Origin of the sequence: Mycolicibacterium flavescens (genome assembly GCF_001722335.1) — a bacterium.
In the GTDB taxonomy this organism is placed as follows: Bacteria; Actinomycetota; Actinomycetes; order Mycobacteriales; family Mycobacteriaceae; genus Mycobacterium; species Mycobacterium flavescens.
In genome coordinates this window covers 93,024-116,371 of sequence record NZ_MIHA01000016.1, presented here as the reverse complement: position 1 = coordinate 116,371, position 23,348 = coordinate 93,024, and the positions used below count along the sequence as shown (strand labels likewise).

The 23,348-nt window shown below is 69.5% G+C and carries 20 protein-coding genes and 1 pseudogene; 12 read left to right on the top strand and 9 right to left on the bottom strand.

What is annotated here, in order from left to right; genetic code table 11:
* Nucleotides 1–53: 53 nt before the first annotated feature.
* Nucleotides 54–1,103, top strand: a complete 1,050-nt coding sequence (locus BHQ18_RS20530) for a phosphotransferase family protein (RefSeq protein WP_069415480.1) — start codon at nt 54–56, stop codon at nt 1,101–1,103.
* Here the strand turns inward: BHQ18_RS20530 and BHQ18_RS20525 are convergent.
* The 4 genes from BHQ18_RS20525 to BHQ18_RS20510 form a co-directional block, all read right to left on the bottom strand.
* Nucleotides 1,100–1,948 (bottom strand): ABC transporter permease, encoded by an 849-nt coding sequence (locus BHQ18_RS20525; protein ID WP_069415479.1) that lies wholly within the window; start codon nt 1,946–1,948, stop codon nt 1,100–1,102. The two genes, BHQ18_RS20530 and BHQ18_RS20525, sit on opposite strands and share 4 nt — an antisense overlap.
* Nucleotides 1,945–2,901, bottom strand: a complete 957-nt coding sequence (locus BHQ18_RS20520; RefSeq protein ID WP_069415478.1) for an efflux ABC transporter ATPase subunit, DrrA-related — start codon at nt 2,899–2,901, stop codon at nt 1,945–1,947. Before BHQ18_RS20520 ends, BHQ18_RS20525 begins: the two co-directional genes overlap by 4 nt.
* 107 nt (nt 2,902–3,008) lie before the next feature.
* On the bottom strand, nt 3,009–4,643 hold the full coding sequence (locus BHQ18_RS20515; protein ID WP_069415477.1) for a fatty acyl-AMP ligase: 1,635 nt from the start codon (nt 4,641–4,643) through the stop codon (nt 3,009–3,011).
* A gap of 399 nt (nt 4,644–5,042) precedes the next feature.
* Complete coding sequence (locus BHQ18_RS20510; protein WP_069415476.1) at nt 5,043–6,008, bottom strand: 4-(cytidine 5'-diphospho)-2-C-methyl-D-erythritol kinase; 966 nt, start codon at nt 6,006–6,008, stop codon at nt 5,043–5,045.
* A 78-nt stretch (nt 6,009–6,086) separates the two neighbouring features.
* On the opposite strand from BHQ18_RS20510, the gene BHQ18_RS20505 reads away from it, so the two are divergent.
* On the top strand, nt 6,087–6,875 hold the full coding sequence (locus BHQ18_RS20505; RefSeq protein WP_069415475.1) for a serine/threonine-protein kinase: 789 nt from the start codon (nt 6,087–6,089) through the stop codon (nt 6,873–6,875).
* Nucleotide 6,876: 1 nt separating this feature from the next.
* Here BHQ18_RS20505 and rsmA read toward each other — a convergent pair whose 3' ends face one another.
* The 3 genes from rsmA to BHQ18_RS20490 all read right to left on the bottom strand — a co-directional run bounded on the left by rsmA (nt 6,877) and on the right by BHQ18_RS20490 (nt 9,854).
* Nucleotides 6,877–7,791, bottom strand: a complete 915-nt coding sequence (gene rsmA / locus BHQ18_RS20500; RefSeq protein WP_069415474.1) for a 16S rRNA (adenine(1518)-N(6)/adenine(1519)-N(6))-dimethyltransferase RsmA — start codon at nt 7,789–7,791, stop codon at nt 6,877–6,879.
* Complete coding sequence (locus BHQ18_RS20495; RefSeq protein ID WP_069415473.1) at nt 7,788–8,915, bottom strand: resuscitation-promoting factor; 1,128 nt, start codon at nt 8,913–8,915, stop codon at nt 7,788–7,790. Before BHQ18_RS20495 ends, rsmA begins: the two co-directional genes overlap by 4 nt.
* An 84-nt stretch (nt 8,916–8,999) precedes the next feature.
* Entirely contained in the window at nt 9,000–9,854 is an 855-nt protein-coding gene (locus BHQ18_RS20490) for a TatD family hydrolase (protein WP_069415472.1), read from the bottom strand.
* 24 nt (nt 9,855–9,878) lie between these two features.
* Here BHQ18_RS20490 and metG point away from each other — a divergent pair, with 24 nt between their 5' ends.
* From metG to BHQ18_RS20455, 7 genes are all read left to right on the top strand, one after another.
* Nucleotides 9,879–11,426, top strand: a complete 1,548-nt coding sequence (gene metG / locus BHQ18_RS20485; RefSeq protein ID WP_069415471.1) for a methionine--tRNA ligase — start codon at nt 9,879–9,881, stop codon at nt 11,424–11,426.
* A 7-nt stretch (nt 11,427–11,433) separates the two neighbouring features.
* Nucleotides 11,434–12,783, top strand: coding sequence for an NADP-specific glutamate dehydrogenase (gdhA, locus tag BHQ18_RS20480; RefSeq protein ID WP_069415470.1), 1,350 nt, complete (start codon nt 11,434–11,436; stop codon nt 12,781–12,783).
* A gap of 63 nt (nt 12,784–12,846) precedes the next feature.
* Nucleotides 12,847–14,034, top strand: a complete 1,188-nt coding sequence (locus BHQ18_RS20475; protein ID WP_069415469.1) for an NAD(P)/FAD-dependent oxidoreductase — start codon at nt 12,847–12,849, stop codon at nt 14,032–14,034.
* Nucleotides 14,031–14,930: an RNA polymerase sigma factor SigJ gene (sigJ, locus tag BHQ18_RS20470; RefSeq protein WP_069415468.1), complete on the top strand. Its 900-nt coding sequence runs from the start codon at nt 14,031–14,033 to the stop codon at nt 14,928–14,930. The genes BHQ18_RS20475 and sigJ overlap by 4 nt, the downstream gene beginning before the upstream one ends.
* 106 nt (nt 14,931–15,036) lie before the next feature.
* The gene (locus BHQ18_RS20465) at nt 15,037–16,197 is read left to right on the top strand and encodes an NAD(P)/FAD-dependent oxidoreductase (RefSeq protein ID WP_069415467.1); all 1,161 of its coding nucleotides are present in this window, start codon (nt 15,037–15,039) and stop codon (nt 16,195–16,197) included.
* The gene (locus BHQ18_RS20460; protein WP_069415466.1) at nt 16,194–17,075 is read left to right on the top strand and encodes an RNA polymerase sigma-70 factor; all 882 of its coding nucleotides are present in this window, start codon (nt 16,194–16,196) and stop codon (nt 17,073–17,075) included. The genes BHQ18_RS20465 and BHQ18_RS20460 overlap by 4 nt, the downstream gene beginning before the upstream one ends.
* A gap of 92 nt (nt 17,076–17,167) precedes the next feature.
* Nucleotides 17,168–18,418 (top strand): aminodeoxychorismate synthase component I, encoded by a 1,251-nt coding sequence (locus tag BHQ18_RS20455; RefSeq protein WP_069415465.1) that lies wholly within the window; start codon nt 17,168–17,170, stop codon nt 18,416–18,418.
* Here BHQ18_RS20455 and rsmI read toward each other — a convergent pair.
* Nucleotides 18,374–19,210, bottom strand: a complete 837-nt coding sequence (gene rsmI / locus BHQ18_RS20450) for a 16S rRNA (cytidine(1402)-2'-O)-methyltransferase (RefSeq protein ID WP_069415464.1) — start codon at nt 19,208–19,210, stop codon at nt 18,374–18,376. The two genes, BHQ18_RS20455 and rsmI, sit on opposite strands and share 45 nt — an antisense overlap.
* Before the next feature lie 24 nt (nt 19,211–19,234).
* Between rsmI and BHQ18_RS20445 the strand changes: the two genes are divergently transcribed.
* Together BHQ18_RS20445 and BHQ18_RS30595 are read left to right on the top strand one after the other, a co-directional pair.
* The gene (locus tag BHQ18_RS20445; RefSeq protein ID WP_069415463.1) at nt 19,235–20,776 is read left to right on the top strand and encodes a dolichyl-phosphate-mannose--protein mannosyltransferase; all 1,542 of its coding nucleotides are present in this window, start codon (nt 19,235–19,237) and stop codon (nt 20,774–20,776) included.
* A 124-nt stretch (nt 20,777–20,900) separates the two neighbouring features.
* Nucleotides 20,901–21,661 (top strand): annotated as a pseudogene (locus BHQ18_RS30595) (hypothetical protein); the annotation flags it as partial.
* Here BHQ18_RS30595 and arcA read toward each other — a convergent pair.
* Nucleotides 21,651–22,862: an arginine deiminase gene (gene arcA, locus BHQ18_RS20435; protein WP_069415461.1), complete on the bottom strand. Its 1,212-nt coding sequence runs from the start codon at nt 22,860–22,862 to the stop codon at nt 21,651–21,653. The pseudogene BHQ18_RS30595 and the gene arcA sit on opposite strands and share 11 nt — an antisense overlap.
* Before the next feature lie 37 nt (nt 22,863–22,899).
* Between arcA and soxR the strand changes: the two genes are divergently transcribed.
* Nucleotides 22,900–23,334, top strand: coding sequence for a redox-sensitive transcriptional activator SoxR (gene soxR / locus BHQ18_RS20430; RefSeq protein ID WP_069415460.1), 435 nt, complete (start codon nt 22,900–22,902; stop codon nt 23,332–23,334).
* Nucleotides 23,335–23,348 lie beyond the last annotated feature (14 nt).

Here is a 23,348-nt window from a genome sequence, read left to right as displayed (position 1 = left end):
GACGTAACACCTTCGCTCTTTACATGGGCAACGCGCCATGTAACGCTCTTCCCATGGCCGGCATCGCCCTTGTCCAGCGTGACCTGGCCGCCACCCGGGATCGGCTGCGCGACTGGTTCGCCGCGCAGACCGACGGTGAGGTGGCGGTCTCGGAACTGCGGGCCGCCAACCGGTCCGCCGGATGGTCGAGCGAATGCCTGGTGTTCTCGGTGACGACCGACGGCCGGTCCGCCGAGTACGTGATCCGGATCCCGCCGGCCGGCGGCGGAATCTTCCCCGACTACGACCTCGCCTCGCAGGTGGCGACCCAGGAGCTGCTGCACGGGTACGGCATCGCCACCCCCGCGCCGCTGCGCTACGAACCCGACCCGGCGTGGATCGGGTCGAAGTTCCTTGTCATGCCGCGCATCGTCGGCCACACTCCGTCGGACACGTCGTACGCGACGCGCGGGTGGTTGCACGACGCGGGTGTCGCCGTGCAGCGGACCGCCCACGACTCGTTCCTGCAGACCCTCGCGCGACTGCACCGCGTGCCCGTCGAGCAGGCCGCCTGGCTGGCGCGGCCCGGCGGGGTCGGCGTCGGGCCCGAACTCGACTGGTGGCGCGAGTACGTCCGGTGGGGCACCGACGGCGCCGTCCCGGAACTGATGAGCACCGCGTTCGACTGGCTGACGCGTCACATGCCCTCGGAGCCAACCGATCTGAGCATCTGCTGGGGCGACGCCCGGTTGTCGAACGCGATCTTCGACGACACCGGCGAGATCGTCGGCGCGTTGGACTGGGAGCAGGCCTGCATCTGCCCGGCCGAGGCCGACTTCGCGTGGTGGCTGGCGACGCGCAGGCAGATGCTCGAGGTCAACGGCCTCGACCTCGACCCGGAACTGCCGGGCTTCGACAGCCGCGACGAGGTCGTGCGCCGCTACGAACAGTTGCTGGGCCGACCGCTGCAGCACCTGCGGTGGTACGAGATCTTCGCGATGGTGCGCATGGGTTGCTGCATCCTGCGGACGCAGGCGCTGCTGCGCGCGACCGGGCAGGCCGACCACTTCCTGACCCGCGCGCCGATCCTGCCGGCGTGGACCGTCGCGGCGGTCGGTTCCTAGTCGGCGGTGCGGCGGGCGTAGGCGCGCAGCGCGAACGGCGCGAAGACGGCCGTCAGCACCAGCGACCAGATGACGGTGGCCAGCACCGGGTGGTGCAGCGGTAACTGGGCGCTTTCGGGGGCCGGTCCGCCGTTGCCCCACAACTGGCGCATCGCCTGCGCCAGCGACGACACCGGGTTCCATTCGGCGATCACCCGCAGCCAGTGCGGCATCGGCTCGGTGGGCACAAAGGTGTTGGCCAGGAACGTGATCGGGAACAGCGTGGTGAACATCACCCCGTTGACGGCCTCGACGGTGCGCAGCAGCGAGCCGATCAGGATGCCGAACCAGATCATCCCGAACCCGAACAGCAGCACCAACGCGAACGCCAGCACCGCCTCGGCCACGCTGTTGCGGATGCGCCACCCGATGGCGAGCCCGGTCAACGCCATCACCAGCACGCCGAGCGACGAGTGGATGAGGCTGGCGATGCTGCGCCCGATCAGCACCGACGACCGCGAGATCGGCAGCGACCGGAACCGGTCGATGATGCCCTTCTCGACGTCGGCGGTGATCCCCGACGCGACGACGAACGCCGAGAACACGATGGTCTGCGCCTGGATGCCGGGCAGCAGGAACTCGCGGTAGTTGGTTCCGCCGGGGTTGACGATCGACGCGCCGAACACGAACGCGAACAGCAGCACGAACATGATCGGCTGCACGGTCACGTCGCTCAGCATCTCGGGCATCCGCTTGGTGTGGATCATGTTGCGTTTGACCATGATCCACGACTGCTGGGCGATGTTCGTGGGGTGCGTCGGTACGGGCTGGACCCGGTCGGGTGCCGGTGTCTGCAGGGCTGTCATGCGTCGACCTCTTCCTCGCTGCGGTGCCCGGTCAACGACAGGAAGACGTCGTCGAGGCTCGGGCGGGACAGCCCGATGTCGTCGACGGCGATGTTGCTGTCGCGCAGCCAGCCGGCCACCCGGACCATGTCGTCGAGTCCTTCTGCCGTCGCGGTCAATTCACGCGCACCGGTGTCGACGAACACTTCGGCGCCGGTCTTGGCCAGCAGCGCCTGCGCGGCAGGTAGGTCCTCGGCTTTGGTCACGGTGACGACGAGGCTGGCGTTGCCCGCCTGCTGTTTGAGTTGCAGCGGTGAGCCTTCGGCGATGATGCGGCCCTTGTCGATCACCACGATGTTGTCGGCCAGCTGGTCGGCCTCCTCGAGGTACTGCGTGGTCAGCAGCAGCGTGGTGCCCTGTCGGACCAGGGCGCGCAGCGCGTCCCACAGTTCGTTGCGGCTGCGCGGGTCCAGTCCGGTGGTGGGCTCGTCGAGGAACAGCACCGGCGGCGACGCCAGCAGGCTGACGGCCAGGTCGAGGCGGCGGCGCATCCCGCCCGAGTACGACTTGACCACCCGGTCGGCCGCATCGGTGAGCGAAAACTGTTCCAGCAGTTGATCACCCAGCTGTTTGAGGTCTTTGCGGCGGATGCCGTACAGCCCGCCGATCATCCGGATGTTCTCGCGACCGGTGAGCAGTTCGTCGACCGTGGCGACCTGACCCGTCAGGCCCATGTTGCGGCGCACCGCGTCGGGTTCGCGCACGACGTCGTAGCCGGCGACGCGGGCGGTGCCGCTGGTGGGCGCGGTCAGCGTCGTCATCATCCGCACGGTGGTCGTTTTGCCCGCGCCGTTGGGCCCGAGCAGGCCGAGCACGGTGCCGGGCGCGACGGTGAAGCTGACGCCGTCGACGGCGGGTCTGGCGTCGTCGCCGAACCGCTTCACCAGGTCGAGGGCTTCGATGGCGAATTGCATGTCGAGAACGGTATCGGGATTTCCCGACAGCCCGTTACCTGCCGAGCAGACGCAAACTGCCCCGGAACGCGAGGTTTCCAGGGCAGTTTGCGTCTGCTCGCCAGGGTTTAGGTGACCAGGGAGACCGAGTTGCTGCGGCGCAGCTTGCCCGACGGGGTCTTCGGGATGGTGCCCGGGCCGAGGACCACGACGTTGCGGGGCCGCATGTCGACCTCGGCCACCACCTCGTGGGCGACCTGGTGCTCGATGCGGCGCACCTCGACCGGGTCCTGCCAGGAGTTCGACTCGACCGCGACGGCGAACGTCTCCCGCGAGTGCCCGGCGTCGAGGCGCACGGCGACCGCACAGCCCGGCCGGACACCCTCGACGCGGCACGCGGCGCGCTCGATGTCGGTCGGATAGATGTTGCGGCCCGCCATGATGATCACGTCCTTGACGCGGCCGCACACCACGATGTTGCCTTCCTCGGTGATATAGCCGAGGTCGCCGGTGTCATACCAGCCGTGCTCGTCCTGCGCGGGGATGAAGCCGCCCATGGTGATGTAGCCAGGCGTCAGGCTCTCGCCGCGCAGTTCGATGACGCCGACGCCGCGCGGCGCCATGACGTTGCCGTGCTCGTCGATGACGCGGGCCTCGAGGTCGCGCAGCAGCGGTCCCAGCGAGGCCAGCCGGCGGGTGTTGCCCTTGGTGGCCGGCACGGCGCGACGCAGCGCGGCCAGCAGGTCGGCGTCGACCTCGTCGACCACCAAGCCGGCGCCGCACGGCGAGAACGACACAGCCAGCGTCGTCTCGGCCATACCGTAGGCCGGCAGGATCGCATCGGGCTTCAGGCCGAACGGCTTACCGGCGTCGAGCAGGTCCTCGACGTCGGCGGGCTCGACGGGCTCGGCGCCGGACAGCGCGAAGCGCAGCGTCGACAGGTCGAACTCGCCGGGCTTGGCCTGGCGCCGCAGCCGCTTGGCGAACAGCGCGTAGGCGAAGTTCGGCGCCGCGGTCATGGTGCCCTTGTACTTGTCGATCAGCTTGGCCCACAGCAGCGTGTCGCGCAGGAAGTCCATCGGCGTGACCTTGACCAGCTCCGCGCCGAAGTACATCGGGATGGTGAGGAAGCCGACCATGCCCATGTCGTGGAAGCAGGGCAGCCAGCTGACCATGACGTCCTTCTCGACGTCGTACTCGGCGCCGATGAACATCGCCTCGGCGTTGGAGTAGATGTTGCGGTGCGTGATCTGCACGGCCTTGGGAGATCCAGTCGAGCCGCTCGTCAGCTGCATCAGCGCGAGGTCGTCCTCGCCGACGTCGACGGGGTCGGTGGGCTCCGAGGCCAGCAGATCGGCGACCTTGAGGACCTTGATGCCCTTCTCCTCGAGCACCGGGATCGCGACCAGGAACGGCTCGGAGACGATCACGGCCTTGGCCTCGATCATGCCGATGACGTTCATGGTGTCCTCGGCCCAGACGACGAGGTCGGTGCGCGGGGTGGGCTGGTGCAGCATGGTGAGGCTGGCGCCGCGCATCCACAGGCCCTGGGCGGTGGGGGCGATCTCGACCGGGAAGCCGGCCAGCACGCCGACCGCGTCGCCGGGGCCGATGCCGGCCTTCTTCAGACCACCCGCGATGCAGCGGGCGCGCTCGTGCACCTCACCCCAGGTGTGCCGGACGGGCTCGTGTGGTTCACCGGTGACCATGCCCGTCTTGGCGGTGCGGGCGTTGTAGTACATCTTCTCGGTGAATCGGCTCACGACGACGACCTCCTCGGCTCCAGAGCAAAGACCCCGGGATAATGCTCCGCCTGATCAGCGGCGCTTATGCGTAGGCGCGCACACATTTGGGGAGCGGTTGTGTCTCGAATCGGTGATGCTCCGGAATCGTGGCGGGATCTGACGACACGCCCGCCGCTGCTACCGGCGGGCGAAGAAGCCGCGTTCCATGCTCGACCGCTGATTCTCACCGGGGGCCATCTTATGCAACTCTTAAGTAGCTGCCAAACTGTCGCGATTATTGAGGCCTGGCTCACACATCGTCGTCCCGCAGAAGCTAGGCCGTCGGCTCTCCGGTCCGTGGCGCCGAGCGTCGGACTTCTCACGCAAAATCGGCCGAAACCCACCAAAAACCCGACGCTCGGCGCAGCAGGAAGAGGATTAGGCCGTCGACGGGGTGGGGACCACCCGGGCGCCGTGCACCGGGCCGCTGGCCACCCGCACCGTGCGGCACACCCCGGCGCCGGCCAGCTGGGCGCCGACGTCGACGGCCATGCCCGCCGACGCGCACAGGAACGCACACGTCGGCCCGGAGCCCGAGACGATGCCGGCCAGGGCGCCCGCGTCGACGCCGGCGCGCAGGGTCCGGCGCAGGCCGGGATCGAGGCTGAGCGCCGCGGGTTGCAGGTCGTTGCCGAGCAGCGGCGCGAGCTCGTTCGGGTCGCCGGACGCCAACGCGGACAGCAGCGGTTCGGCGTCGTCGAGGCGCGGCGGCGCGTCGCGGTCGGGGGCGTCGCGCAGCCGGTCCAACTCGCCGAACACCGCCGGTGTGGACAGCCCGCCCGCGGCGAACGCCAGCACCCAGTGAAACGTCGTACGGGCCAGCACCGTCGCGAGTTCCTCGCCGCGGCCGGTGCCCAGCGCGGTGCCGCCGTGCAGCGCGAACGGTACGTCGCTGCCCAGTTGAGCGGCCAGCGCATGCAGGTCGCGGCGCGGCACCCCGAGTTCCCACAGCGTGTTCATCGCGACGAGCACGGCGGCGGCGTCGGCGCTGCCGCCGGCCATGCCGCCGGCGACCGGGATCGACTTCTCGATGCTGATCGCCACATCCGGTGCGCGGCCGACGTGCTCAGCCATCAGTTCGGCGGCGCGCCAGGCCAGATTCCGCTCATCGACGGGCAGCGACTCCGCGCCCTCGCCGGTCATCTCCAGCGAGAGCACGTCGGCGTGGCGGACCGTGACCTCGTCGAGCAGCGAGACGGCGTGAAAGACCGTCGTCAGATCGTGGTAGCCGTCGTCGCGGAGGTCGCCGACCGCGAGATAGAGGTTGACCTTGCCGGGCACCCGCACGGTCACCGATCCGGTGGGCACCCACTCCGAGGCGGTGTTTCCGTTCCAGCCGGGCACGTCACGACAGTATCGCGAAACGACGAAGACGCCGGTGCTCGCCGGGGCGCGAAGCTCCCCCGGACTAAGGTCGGTTCCGTGCTCTCGGCGGGCGAAAGGTTCGACGGGTACGTCGTCGACGCGGCCGTCGGCCACGGCGGATCGGCCGCCGTCTACCGCGTCCACGACGCCGACAATCCGGCGCGGGTGCGGGCGCTGAAGATCCTCGACGACCGCCGGAATCTCGCCGAGGTGGCACGCCTGCGCAGGGAGTTCGACTTCGCCCATGCGCTCGACCACCCTCACATCGTCAAGACCTACGAGCGTGGCCCGGGCTGGCTGACGATGGAGCTGATCTCGGGTGGCGCGATCGCGCGGCTGCCGACCATCGGGGCGCGCCTGGGCGCGCTGAGCCAGATCGCCGATGCGCTCGACCACACGCACAACCACGCGATCGTGCACTGCGACGTCAAACCCGCCAACATCCTGATCGATTCGCACGGCAACCGGGCGGTGCTGATCGACTTCGGCGTCGCGGTCGCGCTGCGCGACGACATCTGCCGGCGACCCGCTCAGGTCGAGGCGTCGCTGCCGTACTCGGCGCCCGAACTGCTCACCGGCCACGCCCCGGCCGAGGCCACCGACGTCTACGCGCTGGCGTGTACGGCCGTGGAGCTCGTCACCGGCGCACCGCCGTTCCCGTATGACTCCAAGATGGGGCTGATCGGCGCGCACCTGTACGAGAAGCCGCCGCGTCCGTCACGCGAACATGACTGGCTGCCAAGGGCTTTCGACTCGATCATCGCCAAGGCGCTGGCGAAGGCGCCTTCCGACCGCTACCAGTCCTGCCGCGAGTTCGTCGCGTTGATCGTCCGCGCGCTGCAGTGATCTACAGGACGCCGACGGATCCTTGCTCGTCGGCACTCTCGACCGCCGGCTTCTCGGCTTCACCGGAGCGCTGCAGCAGCCGGACGAAGTCCGCGATCGACAACGTCTCACCGCGGCGCGACGGGTCGATGCTGGCGGCCAGCAGCCGGCGCGCCGACTCGTTGCCCGAACCGGCCCATTCGGCGAACGCGTTACGCGAGGTCTTGCGGCGCTGCGCGAACGCGACGTCGATCAGGCTGAACACCTTCTGCCTGAACCACTCATCGGTGGGCCACGGTGACGCCTCGTACCGGTCGATGCGGACCAGACCCGAGTAGACCCGCGGGATCGGCCAGAACACCGTCGGCGAGACCATGCCGAAGCGGCGGACGTTGCCGAAGAAGCGGACCTTCGCGCTGGGCACGCCGTAGTCCTTGCCGCCGGGTTCGGCGGCCAGCCGCTCGGCGACCTCGGCCTGCACCATCACCATCACGGTGCGGATCGAGGGGAACTCGGCGAGCAGGTGCAGCAGCGCGGGCACGGCGATGTTGTACGGCAGGTTGGCCACCAGAGCCGTCGGCTCCTCGGTCAGTTCCGCCTTGCGGAGCTGCAGGATGTCGCGGTTGAGGACGGTCAGCCGATTGATCTCGCTGTGCGAGTGCTCAGCAATCGTGGTAGGAAGTTGTCGGGCCAGCACGGGGTCGATCTCGACCGCGGTCACCCGCGCGCCCCGGTCCAGCAGGGCCAGCGTCAGGGAGCCGAGTCCGGGTCCGACCTCGAGCACATGGTCATGCCGGTTGACCCCGGACGCCGACACGATGCGGCGTACGGTGTTGGCGTCGTGGACGAAGTTCTGGCCGAACGATTTGCGCGGCCTGAAGTCAATCTCTTTCGCCAGGTGTCTTATCTCGGTCCGCCCGAGTAGTCGAATGGTCAGCGCGCCCCAATCCTCCCGCTACAAGTCGGCCACGCGCCCCACCCTTGCCGCGCCCGAGTGACTTCAGCAATTGCGATCTGCTCTTCTCTTGTTGCCAGATCGGCCCTCGCAGCATACCTCAGACCCCCGTTGCGCTCCCATGTGTTTTGGTCAAATTGGACGCCACCGTAAAAACCGTTGCCGGTGTTGATAGCCCAATTACCTCCCGCTTCGCACCGCGCGAGCGCGTCCCACGTCGCCGGGTTGCTCACCGGCGGCACCTCGGTGCCCGGTTTCGTGCCTACCCGCAGCACTCCGTCGCGGGCCGGTGTGAGAACGACATTGGCTACTGGCAGCCTGCCGGTCTCGGTCCCGTTGAGCTTTGCTATCGCAAACACCACGTCCTGCAGACCCGGTGTTCCGGGGTTCTCGACGACCTGGCGGCTCTGGTTCATCGTCGGGTCCTCGATGCGGGTCATCACCGGCGGCAACGGAACCCGCTCGGTGACCTTCTCGATCCGGTTGCGAGTGACCGTGATCTGCATGTCGTCCACCACCGGGGCCGACGCAGCGGGCGCCACCTCGTCGCGTTGCTGCAGCGGTGCGCCGGCCGCTTCGAGGAGACCCGCCACGTTCGGCGCGGCCAGTGTGACGGTGCGCACAGCACCGCCGTCGTTGATGTGCACGGTCTTTGCGCTGACGACCGGCAGCGACATCCCCGCCAACGGAACACGGCTGCCCCGGGAGGCCGCCGCGGGCGCCTTGTCGGTCATCTCGAGTTCGGCCAGCGCCTCGTCGACGGTGGACGCGGTGGTCCACACCTGCCTGCTGTTCTCGCCGTCGAGCGACACCTGCAGCGGCCGGCTGCGGCGCAGCACGATCGTGTCCGACTGACCGACCGCCTCGTCGGCGGCCGGGAAGAGATCGTCGCGTTCGCCGACCTCGAAGCCGTTCTCCTCGACCACGTCGATGACGCGGGACTTCATCGTGGCCACGGTCGTGGACGCGCCGTCGACGGTCAGCGTGACGGTCTTGTGCGCCGAGACCGCCACACCCCCCGCGAAGACCAGGGCGAGCAGCGTCGCTCCGACCAGGAGACGCAACAACGGCGAGCGCGCTTCATGGATCTTGCTGAATGTATTCAAAACGTCGTTTAACTCCGACTATCAGACGGCGCGCCGTTGCCTGGTGGCGCTTCCGTTTCGATTACAGGACGGTAACGGAGAGCGTCAGGGGCAGCAACTCGCTAGGCCGTAGGCGCGCGCCGCCGTCGATGTCGTCTCCTCCGCGAGGTCCTCCGCGGGCCGTCCGAGGATCTCGGCGAGCGCACGCACGGTGTAGGGCAGGCAGTAGGGCTCGTTGGGTGCACCGCGGAACGGATGCGGGGTGAGGAACGGCGCGTCGGTCTCGACCAGCAGCTGACCGGCCGGGATCAGCGCCGCCGCCTGCCGCAGATCCCTGGCGTTCTTGAAGCTGACCGTGCCCGACAGGCTCAGCAGCCAGCCGGCGTCGACGCAGGTACGCGCCATCTCCGGACCCGACGAGAAGCAGTGGAAGATCACGGTGTCGGGCGCCCCCTCGGCGGCCAGCACGTCGAGGATCTCGGCGTCGGCTTCGCGGTTGTGGATCATCAGCGGCTTACCGGTCCGCTTGGCCAGGTCGATGTGCCAGGCGAACGCCTCGCGCTGGGTGGCCAGATCCGCGCAGCCGTCGAGTTTGCCTGGCCAGTACAGGTCCAGGCCGGTCTCGCCGACCGCGACGACGCGCGGATGGCCGGCCAGCCGCTCGACGACGGTTCTCGCCTCACCGGTGAGCGCGTCGGCGCGGGTCGGGTGCAGCGCGACGGCCGCGTAGACCCGCTCGTCGGCGTCGGCCGCCTCGGTCACCCAGCGCGCCGAATCGAGGTCATCGGCAATGGTCACGACGGCCTGCACGCCGACGGCGGCGGCGCGGTCGACGATGGCGCGGATGCTGGCGGCGTCGCCGGCCCCGCAGGCATCGAGGTGGGTGTGCGCATCGATCAGCGGGCTCAGCGGTTCCGGGGCGGGCGGCGGCCCGCTCCTGCCTGAACGCTTCTGGCTCACAGCCACACCATAAGCTGACTTCAAATGAGCGAGCCTTTCTACATCACCACCGCGATCGCCTATCCCAACGGCGATCCGCACGTCGGGCACGCCTACGAGTACATCGCCACCGACGCGGTTGCCCGGTTCAAGCGGCTCGACGGCTACGACGTGCGGTATCTGACCGGCACCGATGTCCACGGGTTGAAGATGGCCGAGGCGGCCAAGGCCCAAGGTGTGCCGACCGCCGAGCTGGCGCGGCGCAACTCCGACGTGTTCCAGCGGCTGCAGGAAAAGCTCAACATCTCCTTCGACCGGTTCATCCGCACCTCCGACGCCGACCACTACGAGGCGTCCAAGGCGATCTGGCAGCGGATGAACGACGCCGGCGACATCTATCTCGACTCGTACAAGGGCTGGTACTCGGTCCGCGATGAGCGGTTCTTCACCGAAGCCGAGACCACCGTCGGCCCCGACGGCGTGCGGGTCGCCGCCGAGACCGGCGCGCCGGTGACCTGGACCGAGGAGGAGACGTACTTCTTCCGGCTGTCGGCCTACACCGACCGGCTGCTGGCCCACTACCGCGAGCACCCGGAGTTCATCGAACCCGAAACGCGGCGCAACGAGATCGTCAGCTTCGTCTCCGGCGGCCTGCGCGACCTGTCGATATCGCGCACGACATTCGACTGGGGCGTGCCGGTGCCCGACCACCCCGACCACGTCATGTACGTCTGGGTCGACGCGCTGACCAATTACCTGACGGGCGTGGGCTATCCGGACACCGAGTCGGCCGACTTCCAGCGGTACTGGCCTGCCGACCTGCACATGATCGGCAAGGACATCATCCGCTTCCACACCGTCTACTGGCCGGCGTTCCTGATGTCGGCCGGAATCGAGTTGCCGCGCAGGGTGTTTGCGCACGGCTGGCTACTCAACCGCGGCGAGAAGATGAGCAAGTCGATCGGCAACGTGGTCGACCCGGTCAACCTGGTCGACACGTTCGGGCTCGACCCGGTGCGGTACTTCTTCCTGCGCGAGGTGCCGTTCGGCCAGGACGGCAGCTACAGCGAAGACGCGATCATCGGCCGGATCAATGCCGACCTGGCCAACGAACTGGGCAACCTGGCGCAACGCTCGCTGTCGATGGTCGCCAAGAACCTCGACGGGATCGTCCCCGAACCGGGCGAGTTGACCGCCGACGACCGCGAACTGCTGGCCGCCGCCGACGCGCTGCCCGACCGGGTGCGCGGGCACTTCGACGCCGTGGCAATGCATCTCGCTCTGGAGGCCATCTGGTCGGTGCTCGGCCAGGCGAACAAATACTTCTCGGCGCAGGAGCCGTGGGTGCTGCGCAAGTCGGACTCCGCCGACGACCGGCAGCGCTTCGGCACCGTGCTCTATACGACGCTGGAGGTGGTGCGGATCGCCGCGCTGCTGGCCCAGCCGGTCATGCCCGACTCGACGGCCAAGCTTCTCGATCTGCTGGGCCAGGATGCCGACGCGCGGACCATCGCCGCCGCCGGCGCCCGCCTGAAACCAGGCACCGTCCTGCCGGCACCGTCCGGTGTGTTCCCCCGTTACCAGGCTGAGTGATTCGAACGTGAACGGTTTACCCGACAAGCTGCACGACATCTACGAAGAGGTCGCCCGGCGCAACGCCGGCGAGGCCGAGTTCCACCAGTCCGTCTACGAGGTGCTGACCAGCCTCGGGCCGGTGGTGCAGAAGCACCCCGAATACGTCGACTCCGAGGTGATCCGGCGGTTGTGCGAGCCGGAGCGCCAGATCATCTTCCGGGTGCCGTGGGTCGACGACCGCGGCACCGTGCAGATCAACCGCGGGTTCCGCGTCGAGTTCAACTCGGCACTCGGACCGTTCAAGGGCGGGTTGCGGTTTCACCCGTCGGTCTACCTCGGCATCGTCAAGTTCCTCGGGTTCGAGCAGATCTTCAAGAACTCGCTGACCGGGATGCCGATCGGCGGCGGCAAGGGCGGGGCGGACTTCGACCCCAAGGGCCGCTCCGACAACGAGGTGATGCGGTTCTGCCAGTCCCTGATGACCGAGTTGTACCGCCACCTCGGCGAGTACACCGACGTCCCGGCCGGCGACATCGGCGTGGGCCAGCGCGAAATCGGTTACCTCTTCGGGCAGTACAAGCGCATCACCAACCGCTACGAGTCCGGTGTGCTCACCGGCAAGGGTATGACGTGGGGCGGCTCGCAGGTCCGCACCGAGGCCACCGGGTACGGCACGGTGTTCTTCGTCAACGAGATCCTCAAGGCCAAGAACGACACCTTCGAAGGTAAGCGCGTCGTGGTGTCGGGTTCGGGCAACGTCGCGATCTACGCGATCGAGAAGATCCAGGAACTCGGCGGCACCGTGGTGGCCTGTTCGGACTCCAGCGGCTTCGTGGTCGACGAGAAGGGCGTCGACCTCGACATCATCAAAGAGGTCAAAGAAGTGCGGCGGGCCCGGATCGCCGACTACGTCGACATCCGCGGCGGCGCAGCCCATTTCGTCGAGGACCGCAACGTCTGGAGCGTGCCGTGCGAGATCGCACTGCCGTGCGCGACCCAGAACGAGATCAACGGCGACGAGGCACGGGCGCTGATCACCAACGGTTGCCGCGTCGTCGCCGAGGGCGCGAACATGCCGTGCTCGCCGGACGCGGTCAAGTACTTCACCGAGGCGGGCGTGACGTTCGCGCCCGGCAAGGCCGCCAACGCGGGCGGCGTCGCCACCAGCGCGCTGGAGATGCAGCAGAACGCGTCACGGGACTCGTGGACATTCGCCGACACCGAAATGCGCCTCGAGCAGATCATGCGCCGCATCCACAACCGGTGCCTGGTGACCGCCGACGAGTACGGGCAGCCCGGCAACTACGTGGCGGGCGCGAACATCGCCGGGTTCATCCGGGTGGCCGACGCGATGCTCTCCCTCGGCCTGGTGTGACGAGGCCGTAGTGACCTGGGTCACGTTCTGTCACGCCACCGCGGCGCGCGGTGTCTTGAGGGCATGACTGGAAACGACACAACCCACACGCACACCACCACCAAAGTCGTCGTGATCGGCGGCGGTTACGCCGGCACGCTGGCGGCCAACCACCTGCGGGTCCGCGACGACCTCGACATCACGCTGATCAACCCGCGACCCCGGTTCGTCGAGCGGATCCGGCTGCACCAGTTGGCCGCCGCGGACTACGACGCCACCGCCGACTACGGCACGCTGCTCGGCGAGGGCATCCGGCTGGTCGTGGACACCGCGACGCGCATCGACAGCGCCGCCGGGACCGTCGCGCTGGCCTCCGGCGCGCAGGTGGCCTACGACCACCTCATCTACGCGGTCGGCAGCACGGCAGGCACCCCCGACGTACCCGGCGCCGCCGAATTCGCCTACCAGGTAGCCGAATTCGAGCACGCCGAACGGTTGCGCGGTGCGCTCGTGAAGCTGGACCCCGCGGCGCCGGTGACCGTCGTCGGCGCCGGGCTCACCGGCATCGAGCTCGCCGCCGAACTGGCCGAACAGGGTCGCCGCGTCACGCTGGTCTGCGGCGGCCGACTCGGGCCGTCGCTGTCGGCGCCCGGCCGGCGCTCGGTGGCCAAGGCGCTGGCCCGGCTGGGTGTCACGGTCCGCGAATCCGAAGTCGTGACCGAGGTGCGCGCCGACGGCGTCGTGTTCGCCGACGGTGCGGTGCGGCCGAGCGCGTTGACGGTGTGGACGGCCGGCTTCGGTGTCCCGGGGTTGGCCGCCGCGAGCGTTCTGCGCACCGACGGGCTCGGCCGGCTGATCACCGACGAGACGCTGACCAGCGTCTCCGACCCGCGAATCGTCGCCGCCGGCGACTGCGCCGCCCCCTCCGACGAGCCGCTGCGCATGTGCTGCGCGACCGCGAACCAGCTGGCGCCGCAGGCCGCCGAAACGGTGCTCGCCCACATCGCGGGCACGCCGGCCGCGCGGTTCGAGTACGCCTACGGCGGATCCTGCATCAGCCTCGGCCGGCGCACCGCCACGCTGCAGTTCACCCGCAAGGACGACACCGCGGTCAACCTGTACCTCGGCGGCCGCGCAGTGGCGAGGTTCAAAGAGGCGGTCTGCAAGGGCACACTGTGGGCGATGCGACGCACGGCCCGCAAGCCGGAGTGGACGTTCTGGCTCAAGGGCGGACCGCGACCCGAAGAGAAGGCGTTGGTGAGGCAGCCGTGACTGAACCCACGACACCGCACGCCGAGCGGTTCACGCTGCTTCGGCCGCTACTGTTCACGATCGCCTACGAAATACTGGGCAGCACAACCGAATCCGACGATGTGCTGCAGGACAGCTATCTGCGGTGGGCCGACGTCGATCTGAGCACCGTGCGCGACACGAAGTCGTATCTCGCGCGGTTGGTGACCCGCGAGGCGCTCAACGCGCTGCGCGCCAGGGCGCGTCGCCGCGAGGAGTACGTCGGCCCCTGGTTGCCCGAACCGCTGCTGGTCTCCGACGACGCGTCGGCCGACGTGATGCTCGCCGAGTCGGTGTCGATGGCCATGCTGGTGGTGCTCGAGACGCTGACCCCCGACGAGCGGGCGGTGTTCGTGCTGCGCGAGGTGTTCGACTTCGACTACGACGAGATCGCCGCGGCGGTCGACCGGTCGGTGGCCACGGTGCGCCAGATGGCGCACCGGGCCCGCGACCACGTGCACGCCCGCCGCAACCGGTTCGGCCCCGTCGACGCCGAGCGGACCACGCAGATCACCGAGCAGTTCCTGCAGGCCGCGGCCACCGGCGACATGGCGGGGCTGATGGCGCTGCTGGCCCCGCGGGTCACCTGGACCGCCGACCACGGCGGGAAGGCCACCGCGATCCGCAGGCCGGTCGTCGGGGCCCGCCGGGTGGCGGCGCTGATGGCCCGCCTGTTCGCGGTGGCCGCCGAGACACCGGACATCCGGTTCGAGACCGCCGTCTACAACAGCGCGCCGGCCGTCGTCGTCTACACCGGTGAGCACCTCGAGGGGCTCTTCGTGTTCGAGGTGATCGACGACAAGATCACCAACCTGTACGCGATGCGCAACCCGGACAAGCTGACCGGCATCACCACCCCGCGGCGGATCAGCCGGTAGTGATGTGCGACACACCGCGGCGCCGGGCTGTCACAATCCGGGAGCGCCCGGTGTCTGGAGGGCAGACCGGCTCGACGCGGAGCCGACTGACGCACAGGAGACCGACATGACCCAACACAACACCGACGTCGTCGTTATCGGCGGCGGCTACGCCGGCGTGATGGCCGCCAACCGGCTCGCCCCGCACGCGAACGTGACGCTGGTGAATCCCCGCCCGGCGTTCGTGGAGCGGATCCGGCTGCATCAGCTGGTCGCGGGTAACGACGACGCCGTCGCCGACTACGCCGCCGTGCTGGCCGGCAGCGTGCGGTTGGTGGTCGACGGCGCCGAGCGCATCGACGCGGCCACCCGCACCGTCACGCTGAGCTCCGGCGACAGGTTGCGGTACGACTATCTGATCTACGCCGTCGGCAGCACCGGAACGGTGCCCGCCGCAGTGCCGGGCGCAGCCGAATTCAGCTACCCGATCGGCGAATTGGAGCAGGCACAGCGGTTGGCCACCCGGCTGGCCGACGTGCCGGTCTCGGCGCCGCTCGTGGTGGTCGGCGGCGGGCTCACCGGCATCGAGGCGGCCACCGAGTTCGCCGAGGCCGGCCGTCCGGTCACGTTGGTCACCGACGTGCTCGGGCCGTCGCTGGCCGACAGCGGGCGCCGGTCCATCGCCAAGCGGCTGCGCAAGCTGGCTGTCACCGTCATCGAGGGCAGCGCGGTCGCCGAGGTGCGCGCCGATGGTGTGGTGCTGGGCGACGGGCGCGAGGTGGCCGCCGCCGTGACGGTCTGGACCGCGGGCTTCGGCGTGCCGGGGCTGGCGGCGGCCAGCGGGCTGAGCACCGACCGCCTCGGCCGCCTGCTCACTGACGAGACGCTGACCAGCATCAGCGATCCGCGGATTCTCGGCGCGGGCGACGCGGTGTCGCCGTCGGACGCGCCGTGGCGGATGAGCTGCCAGGCCGCGCTGCCGCTGGGCGCGCAGGCCGCGAACACGGTGCTGGCGCGCCTCGCCGGCGAGGACCCCGCCGCGGTGAACCACGCGATGGCCGGGCAGTGCATCAGCCTCGGCCGCAAGGCGGGCACGTTCCAGTTCGCCAACGTCGACGACACCCCGCGGCGGTGGTACATCGGCGGGCGCACCGGCGCGCTGGTCAAGGAGCAGGTGTGCCGGTACACGCTGAAGTGGATGCGCGGAGAGGCCGACAAGCCGGGCTCCTACACCTGGAAGAAGAACCCGCGCCGCGGCCAGGTGGCGGTCGCGATGCCGGTCCGATGAGCGAGCACGCCGAACGGTTCACGCTGCTGCGTCCGCTGCTGTTCACGATCGCTTACGAGATCCTGGGCAGCGCAACCGAATCCGACGACGTCCTGCAGGAGAGCTATCTGCGCTGGGCGGAGGTGGACCTGGCGTCGGTGCGCGACACCAAGGCCTACCTCGCCCAGCTCGTCACCCGGCAGTCGCTCAACACGCTGCGCGCGCAGTCGCGCAGGCGCGAAGACTACGTCGGGCCGTGGCTGCCCGAACCGCTGCTGGTCTCCGACGACGCGTCGGCCGACGTGATGCTCGCCGAGTCGGTGTCGATGGCGATGCTGGTCGTGTTGGAGACGTTGAGTCCCGACGAACGCGCGGTGTTCGTGCTGCGCGAGGTGTTCGGGTTCGACTACGACGAAATCGCTTCCGCGGTGGGCCGATCGGTGCCGGCGGTGCGGCAGATGGCGCACCGTGCCCGCGAGCACGTCCAGTCGCGGCGCAAGCGGTTCGAGCCGGTGGACCCGAAGACGTCGATGGAGATCACCCAGCGGTTCTTCACCGCGGCCGCCACCGGCGACTTCGACGGTCTGCTGGAGATGCTGACCGAGGACGTGCAGTGGACCGCCGACAGCGACGGGAAGGTCAGCGCGGCACGCAAACCGGTCGTCGGCGCCGAGAGGGTCGCTCGGGTGCTCATCGGCCTGGTGCGGGTGGCAGGCGAGTCCGGGCGGGTGGAGCCGGCGATGTACAACAACGCCCCGGCTCTGAAGCTCTATCTCGGCGACAGCTTCGAGGGCATCGTCAGCCTCGAGATCACCGACGGCCGGATCTCCCACTTCTATGCGATGCGCAACCCGGACAAGTTGGTCGGCGTCGACATCCCGCGGGAGATCCGCCGCTAAGTTTTCCTTGCGCGAGCAGACGCGAAGTGCCCTGTTTTCGCGGGTTTTCCGGTCACTTTGCGTCTGCTCGCGCCAACGAGCAAGCTGATGCGGTGCGGATCGACCGGCTCGGCGACCTGGGCGAGGCCCCGGCGGTGCTGCGCGCGATCGGTCACGGCGCGGCGGGGCGCGGGCTGGCGCCGCCGGCCGCGCTGATCGGCGACTGGTTCGGCTCGCGAGCGGTGATCGCGCCGACGGTCGAGGTGGCCGCGGTGGCGTCGTCGCGGGCGTTCGACGTCCCGACGGGTGCGGGCGAGGCCGTCGGCGGCGGCTGGTTCGGCTATCTGTCGTACCCGGACCCCGGCGGCGACGGGCGCGGCCCGCGGATCCCCGAAGCCGCGGGCGGGTGGTCGGACTGCGTGCTGCGCCAGGACCTCGACGGGCGGTGGTGGTACGAAAGTCTCACCGGCGCAGCGATTCCGGACTGGGTCCTCGACTCGTTGGCGACACCGACCACCGCTTGTCCGGTCGAAATCGCCTGGGAGGCACCGGATCGCGGCGTGCACCGCCGCGGCGTGCTGTCCTGCCTGGAGGCGATCGCCGACGGTGAGGTGTACCAGGCGTGTGTGTGCACGCGATTCCGCGGCAGGCTTACGGCCGGAGCCGCCCTCGACTTCTTCGTCGACGCGGTGCAGCGGTTGAGCCCGTCGCGCGCGGCGTTCGTCGCCGGAGGGTGGGGTGCGGTGGCGTCGTTGTCGCCGGAACTGTTCCTGCGCAGGCGCGGTGACGCGGTGACGTCGAGCCCGATCAAGGGCACGCTGCCCCGCGACGCCGACCCCGCCGCGTTGCGTACGTCGGTCAAGGACGTCGCCGAGAACATCATGATCGTCGACCTGGTGCGCAACGACCTCGGCCGCGTCGCCGACGTCGGCACGGTGTCGGTGACGGAACTGCTGGCGATCCGGCCAGCGCCCGGTGTGTGGCATCTGGTGTCGACGGTCGCGGCGCGGGTGGGTGTCGACGTCCCGATGGCGACCGTGGCGGATGCGACGTTCCCGCCGGCGTCGGTGACCGGGACACCGAAGACCCGCGCGCGTCAGCTGCTGACCGGCTGGGAGCCGTATCGGCGCGGAGTGTATTGCGGCACAGTCGGTCTGGCGTCACCCGCGGCGGGTTGCGAGCTGAATGTGGCGATCCGCACGGTCGAGTTCGACGCCGCAGGCGGCGCGGTGCTCGGCGTCGGCGGGGGCATCACCGCGGACTCGGATCCCGACCGCGAGTGGGACGAGTGCCTGCACAAGGCCGCGCCGATCGTCGGGCTAGCCGCGCGAGCGCAGGACCGCGTCGTAGAGCTCGCGCCGTGACGGGGCGCCCGGCGTCGCGGCGACCACCTGCGCGCAGGCGTCCTTGACGCGCATGCCGTCGTCGACCAGCGCGGTGACGTCGGCGACCAGCGTGTCCAGGTCCGCCTTCGGCACCGCACCGGCCAGCACCACGGTGATCTCGCCGAGCACGCCGTCGGCCGCCCACTCGGCCAATTCGCCGAGCGAGCCGCGCAGCACCTCCTCGTGCGTCTTGGTCAGCTCGCGGCACACCACCGCGCGCCGCTGCGGCCCGAGCACGTCGACCGCGTCGGCGAGGGTGTCGGCCAGCCGGCGCGGCGACTCGAAGAACACACACGTGCGCCGCTCGGTGGCCAGCGTCGCCAGCCACGTCTTGCGGGCGGCCTGCTTACGGGGGACGAACCCCTCGAAGCAGAACCGCTCGGCGGGCAGCCCGGACACCGCCAGCGCCGTGGTGACCGCCGACGGCCCCGGCAGGCAGCTCACCGGCGCCCCGGCCTCGATGCAGGCGGTCACCAGCCGGTAGCCGGGGTCGCTGATCAGCGGCATGCCGGCGTCGCTGACCAGCAGCACCGTCGCCCCGGCGCGGATGTCGTCGAGCAGCCCGGCCACCCGCGCGGCCTCGTTCTGGTCGTAGAGGCTGAGCACCTTGCCGGCCATGGTGACCTGCAGTGACTGTGCCAGCGTGCGGATGCGACGGGTGTCCTCGGCGGCGACGACGTCCGCGGTGCGCAGCGCATTGAGAAGCCGCGCGGACGCGTCGGAGGGTTGACCCAGCGGCGTGGCGGCGATGAGCAGTCGGCCGGCGGTCATGTCCCACAGCCTACGATCGCAACCGTGACCGCCCCCGCCACCGAAGCGCCGCGCGCGGTCCCGGTCATCAGCCCGGCGCCGCAGGTGCCGGTCGCCGACTTCGGGCCCGTCGACCGGTTGCAGGGCTGGGTGATGACCGCGGTGATCGCCGCGCTGGCCGCCGTGACACGGTTCCTCAACCTCGGCTCGCCGACGGACGCCGGCACCCCGATCTTCGACGAGAAGCACTACGCCCCGCAGGCCTGGCAGGTGCTGCACAACCACGGCGTCGAGGACAACCCGGGCTACGGGCTGGTGGTGCACCCGCCGGTCGGTAAGCAGTTGATCGCGATCGGGGAGGCGCTGTTCGGCTACACCGGGCTGGGCTGGCGGTTCTCCGGCGCCGTGTGCGGGGTGATCATGGTGGTGCTCGTCGCGCGGATCGCGCGGCGCATCAGCCGGTCGACGTTGGTCGGAGCGATCGCCGGGCTGCTGGTGATCGCCGACGGGGTGAGCTTCGTCGCCGCCCGCACCGCGCTGCTGGACGGGTTCCTGGTGACGTTCGTGGTGGCCGCGTTCGGCTGCCTCATCGTCGACCGCGACCAGGTGCGCGAGCGCATGCACGTCGCGCTGGTCGAGGGCCGCATCGCCGAAACGCCGTGGGGACCGCGCCTCGGCGTGCGGTGGTGGCGGTTCGGCGCCGGGGTGTTGCTCGGATTGGCCTGTGCGACAAAGTGGTCCGGGCTGTACTTCGTCGCGTTCTTCGGCGTCATGACGTTGGTGTTCGACATCGTCGCGCGCAGGCAGTACCGGGTGACGCGCCCGTGGCTGGGGGCGCTGCGCCGCGATCTGGGGCCGTCGCTGTACGCGCTGGTGCTGATCCCGTTCGGGGTGTACCTGGCGTCCTACACACCGTGGTTCGCCTCCGAGACGGGTGTGAACCGCCACGAGGTGGGCCAGTCGATCGGCCCCGACAGCGTGCTGCCGATCCCCGACGCGCTGCGCTCGCTGTGGCACTACACGTATGCCGCCTACCGGTTCCACTCCGGGCTGACCAACGCCGACGGCAACCACCACCCGTGGGAGTCCAAGCCGTGGACGTGGCCGATGTCGTTGCGGCCGGTGCTGTATGCGATCGACAACCAGGACGTGCCCGGGTGCGGCGCGCAGTCCTGCGTCAAGGCCGTGATGCTGGTCGGCACGCCGGCCATGTGGTTTCTGGCGGTCCCGGTGCTGGCGTGGGCGGTGTGGCGGGCGTTCGTCAAACGCGACTGGCGCTACGCGGTGGCGTTGGTCGGCTACAGCGCGGGCTTTCTGCCGTGGTTCGCCGACATCGACCGGCAGATGTACTTCTTCTATGCCGCGACGATGGCGCCATTCCTGGTGTTGATGATCGCGCTGATCCTCGGCGACATCCTGTACAAGCCGAACCAGAACTCCGAGCGCCGAACGCTGGGGCTGCTGGCGGTGAGTTTCTATGTCGCGCTGGTGTTGACGAACTTCGCGTGGCTGTACCCGATCCTGACCGGGCTGCCGATCTCGCCGGGAACCTGGAACATGCAGATCTGGCTGCCGTCCTGGCGGTGACGTTTCTCCACGCCGCCGTGCTCGTTTTTGCGTACAGGGTCGTCGATCGACCTTATCCACAGCCCTGTGCGCACTAACCGCGCAGGGCAGGCGTTTTGTCGGCACGACGGGTCAGCATCGCGGCATGAGAGACGTGTTCATCGGCAGCGCCGCACTGGCCGGCGGCGGGCTGACCCGGGCGAGTCTGCGATGGAACTATCGCGCGCTGTTTCCGGATGTCTACCAGTCGGCATCATTGCCGGGCGCGCGGCAGCAGCGCTACACGGTGCGCGCTACGTCGACGCGACTACGCCGATTGAGATGCTGTGGCAGAACGGACGTCCACCTGAGGGAATTGTGGTCCGAAACGAGCGGATCGACGCCGATGACATCCAGTTCATCGACGGCCTGCCCGTGACGACACCGCTGCGAACCGCCTTCGATCTGGCCCGCCACTTCCCCCGCGACAGCGCGGTGCGATACCTCGACGCGCTGGCACGAGCCACCGGACTGACCGCTGCCGAGGTCATGCCGCTCGCGGAGCGCTACCCCCGGGCACGAGGTCTGCCACGCGCGCGTATTGCACTGCCGCTGATGGACGGTGGTGCGCAGTCGCCGCAGGAGACACGCGTCCGGCTGATCCTCATCGACGACGGCCTCCCCGCGCCGAGAACCCAGATCCTCGTGACCGACGGTTTCCGGGAGGCGTACATCGACATGGGCTACGACGAGCCGAAGGTCGGCTTCGACTACGAGGGTCTGCACCACAGCGAGGACCGCGGGCAATATGTTCACGACATCGGCAGGATGGACGCCGCCGCGGAAATTGCGCTGAGGGCTGCGTCAGCGGCCGGACAACAGCCCTGGACGCAAAAACGAGCCTCGAGCCCGACAACTACAGCGGGTCGCGGCCGGCCGGGCACGACATGCACCGCGGGCCGCCGCGGCCGGTGCCCAGTTCCGACGCCTCGATCGGCAACACCTCGATACCCGAATCCCGCAGCCGCGCATTGGTTTCCACGTTGCGTTCATAGGCGACGACGACGCCCGGTTCGAGTGCCAGCGTGTTGTTGCCGTCGTCCCACTGCTCACGCTCGGCGGTCACCGGGTCCAGGCCCGTGGCGATCACCCGGAGCCGCTCGATGCCCATCGCCTGCGCGGCGGCGTCGACGAACGGCACCGCCTCGTCGATCTTCACGCCGCCGGACCCGTTGCGGTGGATCGTGAACGCCGACAGCGAATCCACCACCGCCGGGTACATCACCACCGCGTCGACGTCGACCATCGTGCACACGGTGTCCAGATGCATCTGCGCCCGCTCCTGCGCGATCGGCACGGCCAGCACGGTGTGCGCCAGGTCGTCGTCGAACAGGCTGCGCGCCAACGCCTCCGCGCCCGCAGGCGTCGTCCGCTCCCCCACCCCGACCGCGACCACACCGGGCGACAGCAGCAGCACGTCGCCGCCCTCCACCGGGGCCGACCGCGACTCGTAGGCCCGTCGCACCCCGAGGAACCGCGGATGGTGCGCGTAGATCACGTCGGTCAGCGACGTCTCACGCACCCGCGCCGGCAGCGCCAGCGACGTGATCGCCACCCGCGGCCCGATCCAGAACGACGAGTCGCGGGTGAACAACAGGTTCGGCAGCGGGTCGATCACGAAGTCCCCGCCGTGATGCATCCGGCGGACCAGTCCCGATTCCCCACCCGAGAGCGGCAATTCGTTGAACGTCAGACCCGCCATCAGTACCCGCGCCAGCGCGGTCGGCTCCAGCGACCGCAAGTAGGCCGTAAGCTCCTGCGCCAGAGGCAGTCCCAGCCGTCGCGGGTCGACCGCCGCCGCGATCCCGTGCATCCGAGCCGCGCCGCTGTGCGACAACGCCTCGGCCAGCAGATCCGCCAGCAGCAGCACCTCGACCCCGCGCGACCTCAACAGCGCGGCGAACGCGTCGTGCTCACGCTGCGCCTTGGCCACCCACGGCAGCCCGTCGAACAGCAGCCTGTCGTTGTTGCGGGGTGTCAACCGCTGAAGCTCGGCGCCGGGCCGGTGCAGGATGGCCGCGCTCAGCTTGCCCACCTCGGAGTCGCAGCCCAACGTCACATCTAGCACCGTAATACCCCACCCCACCTCAACTATGGTTGATGTTATGGAGTTGATTCCCGAGCTGACTCCCGGCGAGCTGTCCGCCCGCAGCGGTGTTGCGGTCTCGGCGCTGCACTTCTACGAACGCGAAGGCCTCATCCACAGCAGGCGCACCACCGGCAATCAACGCCGCTACGCCCGCGAAACCCTGCGCCGCGTCGCGTTCATCCGGATGTCGCAGCGGCTCGGCATCCCGCTGTCACGCATCCGCGAGGCGCTGGCCTCGCTGCCGACCGACCGGGTGCCCACGAGCAAGGACTGGGCGCGGCTCTCCGCCGGCTGGCGCCAGGACCTCGACGACCGGATCCTGCACCTGCAGCGGCTCCGCGACAACCTGACCGGCTGCATCGGCTGCGGCTGCCTGAGCCTGAAGACCTGCGCGCTGACCAACCCCGGCGACATGCTCGCCGAGAAGGGGCCCGGTGCCGTCCGGCTCTGACCAGATCGAACGGG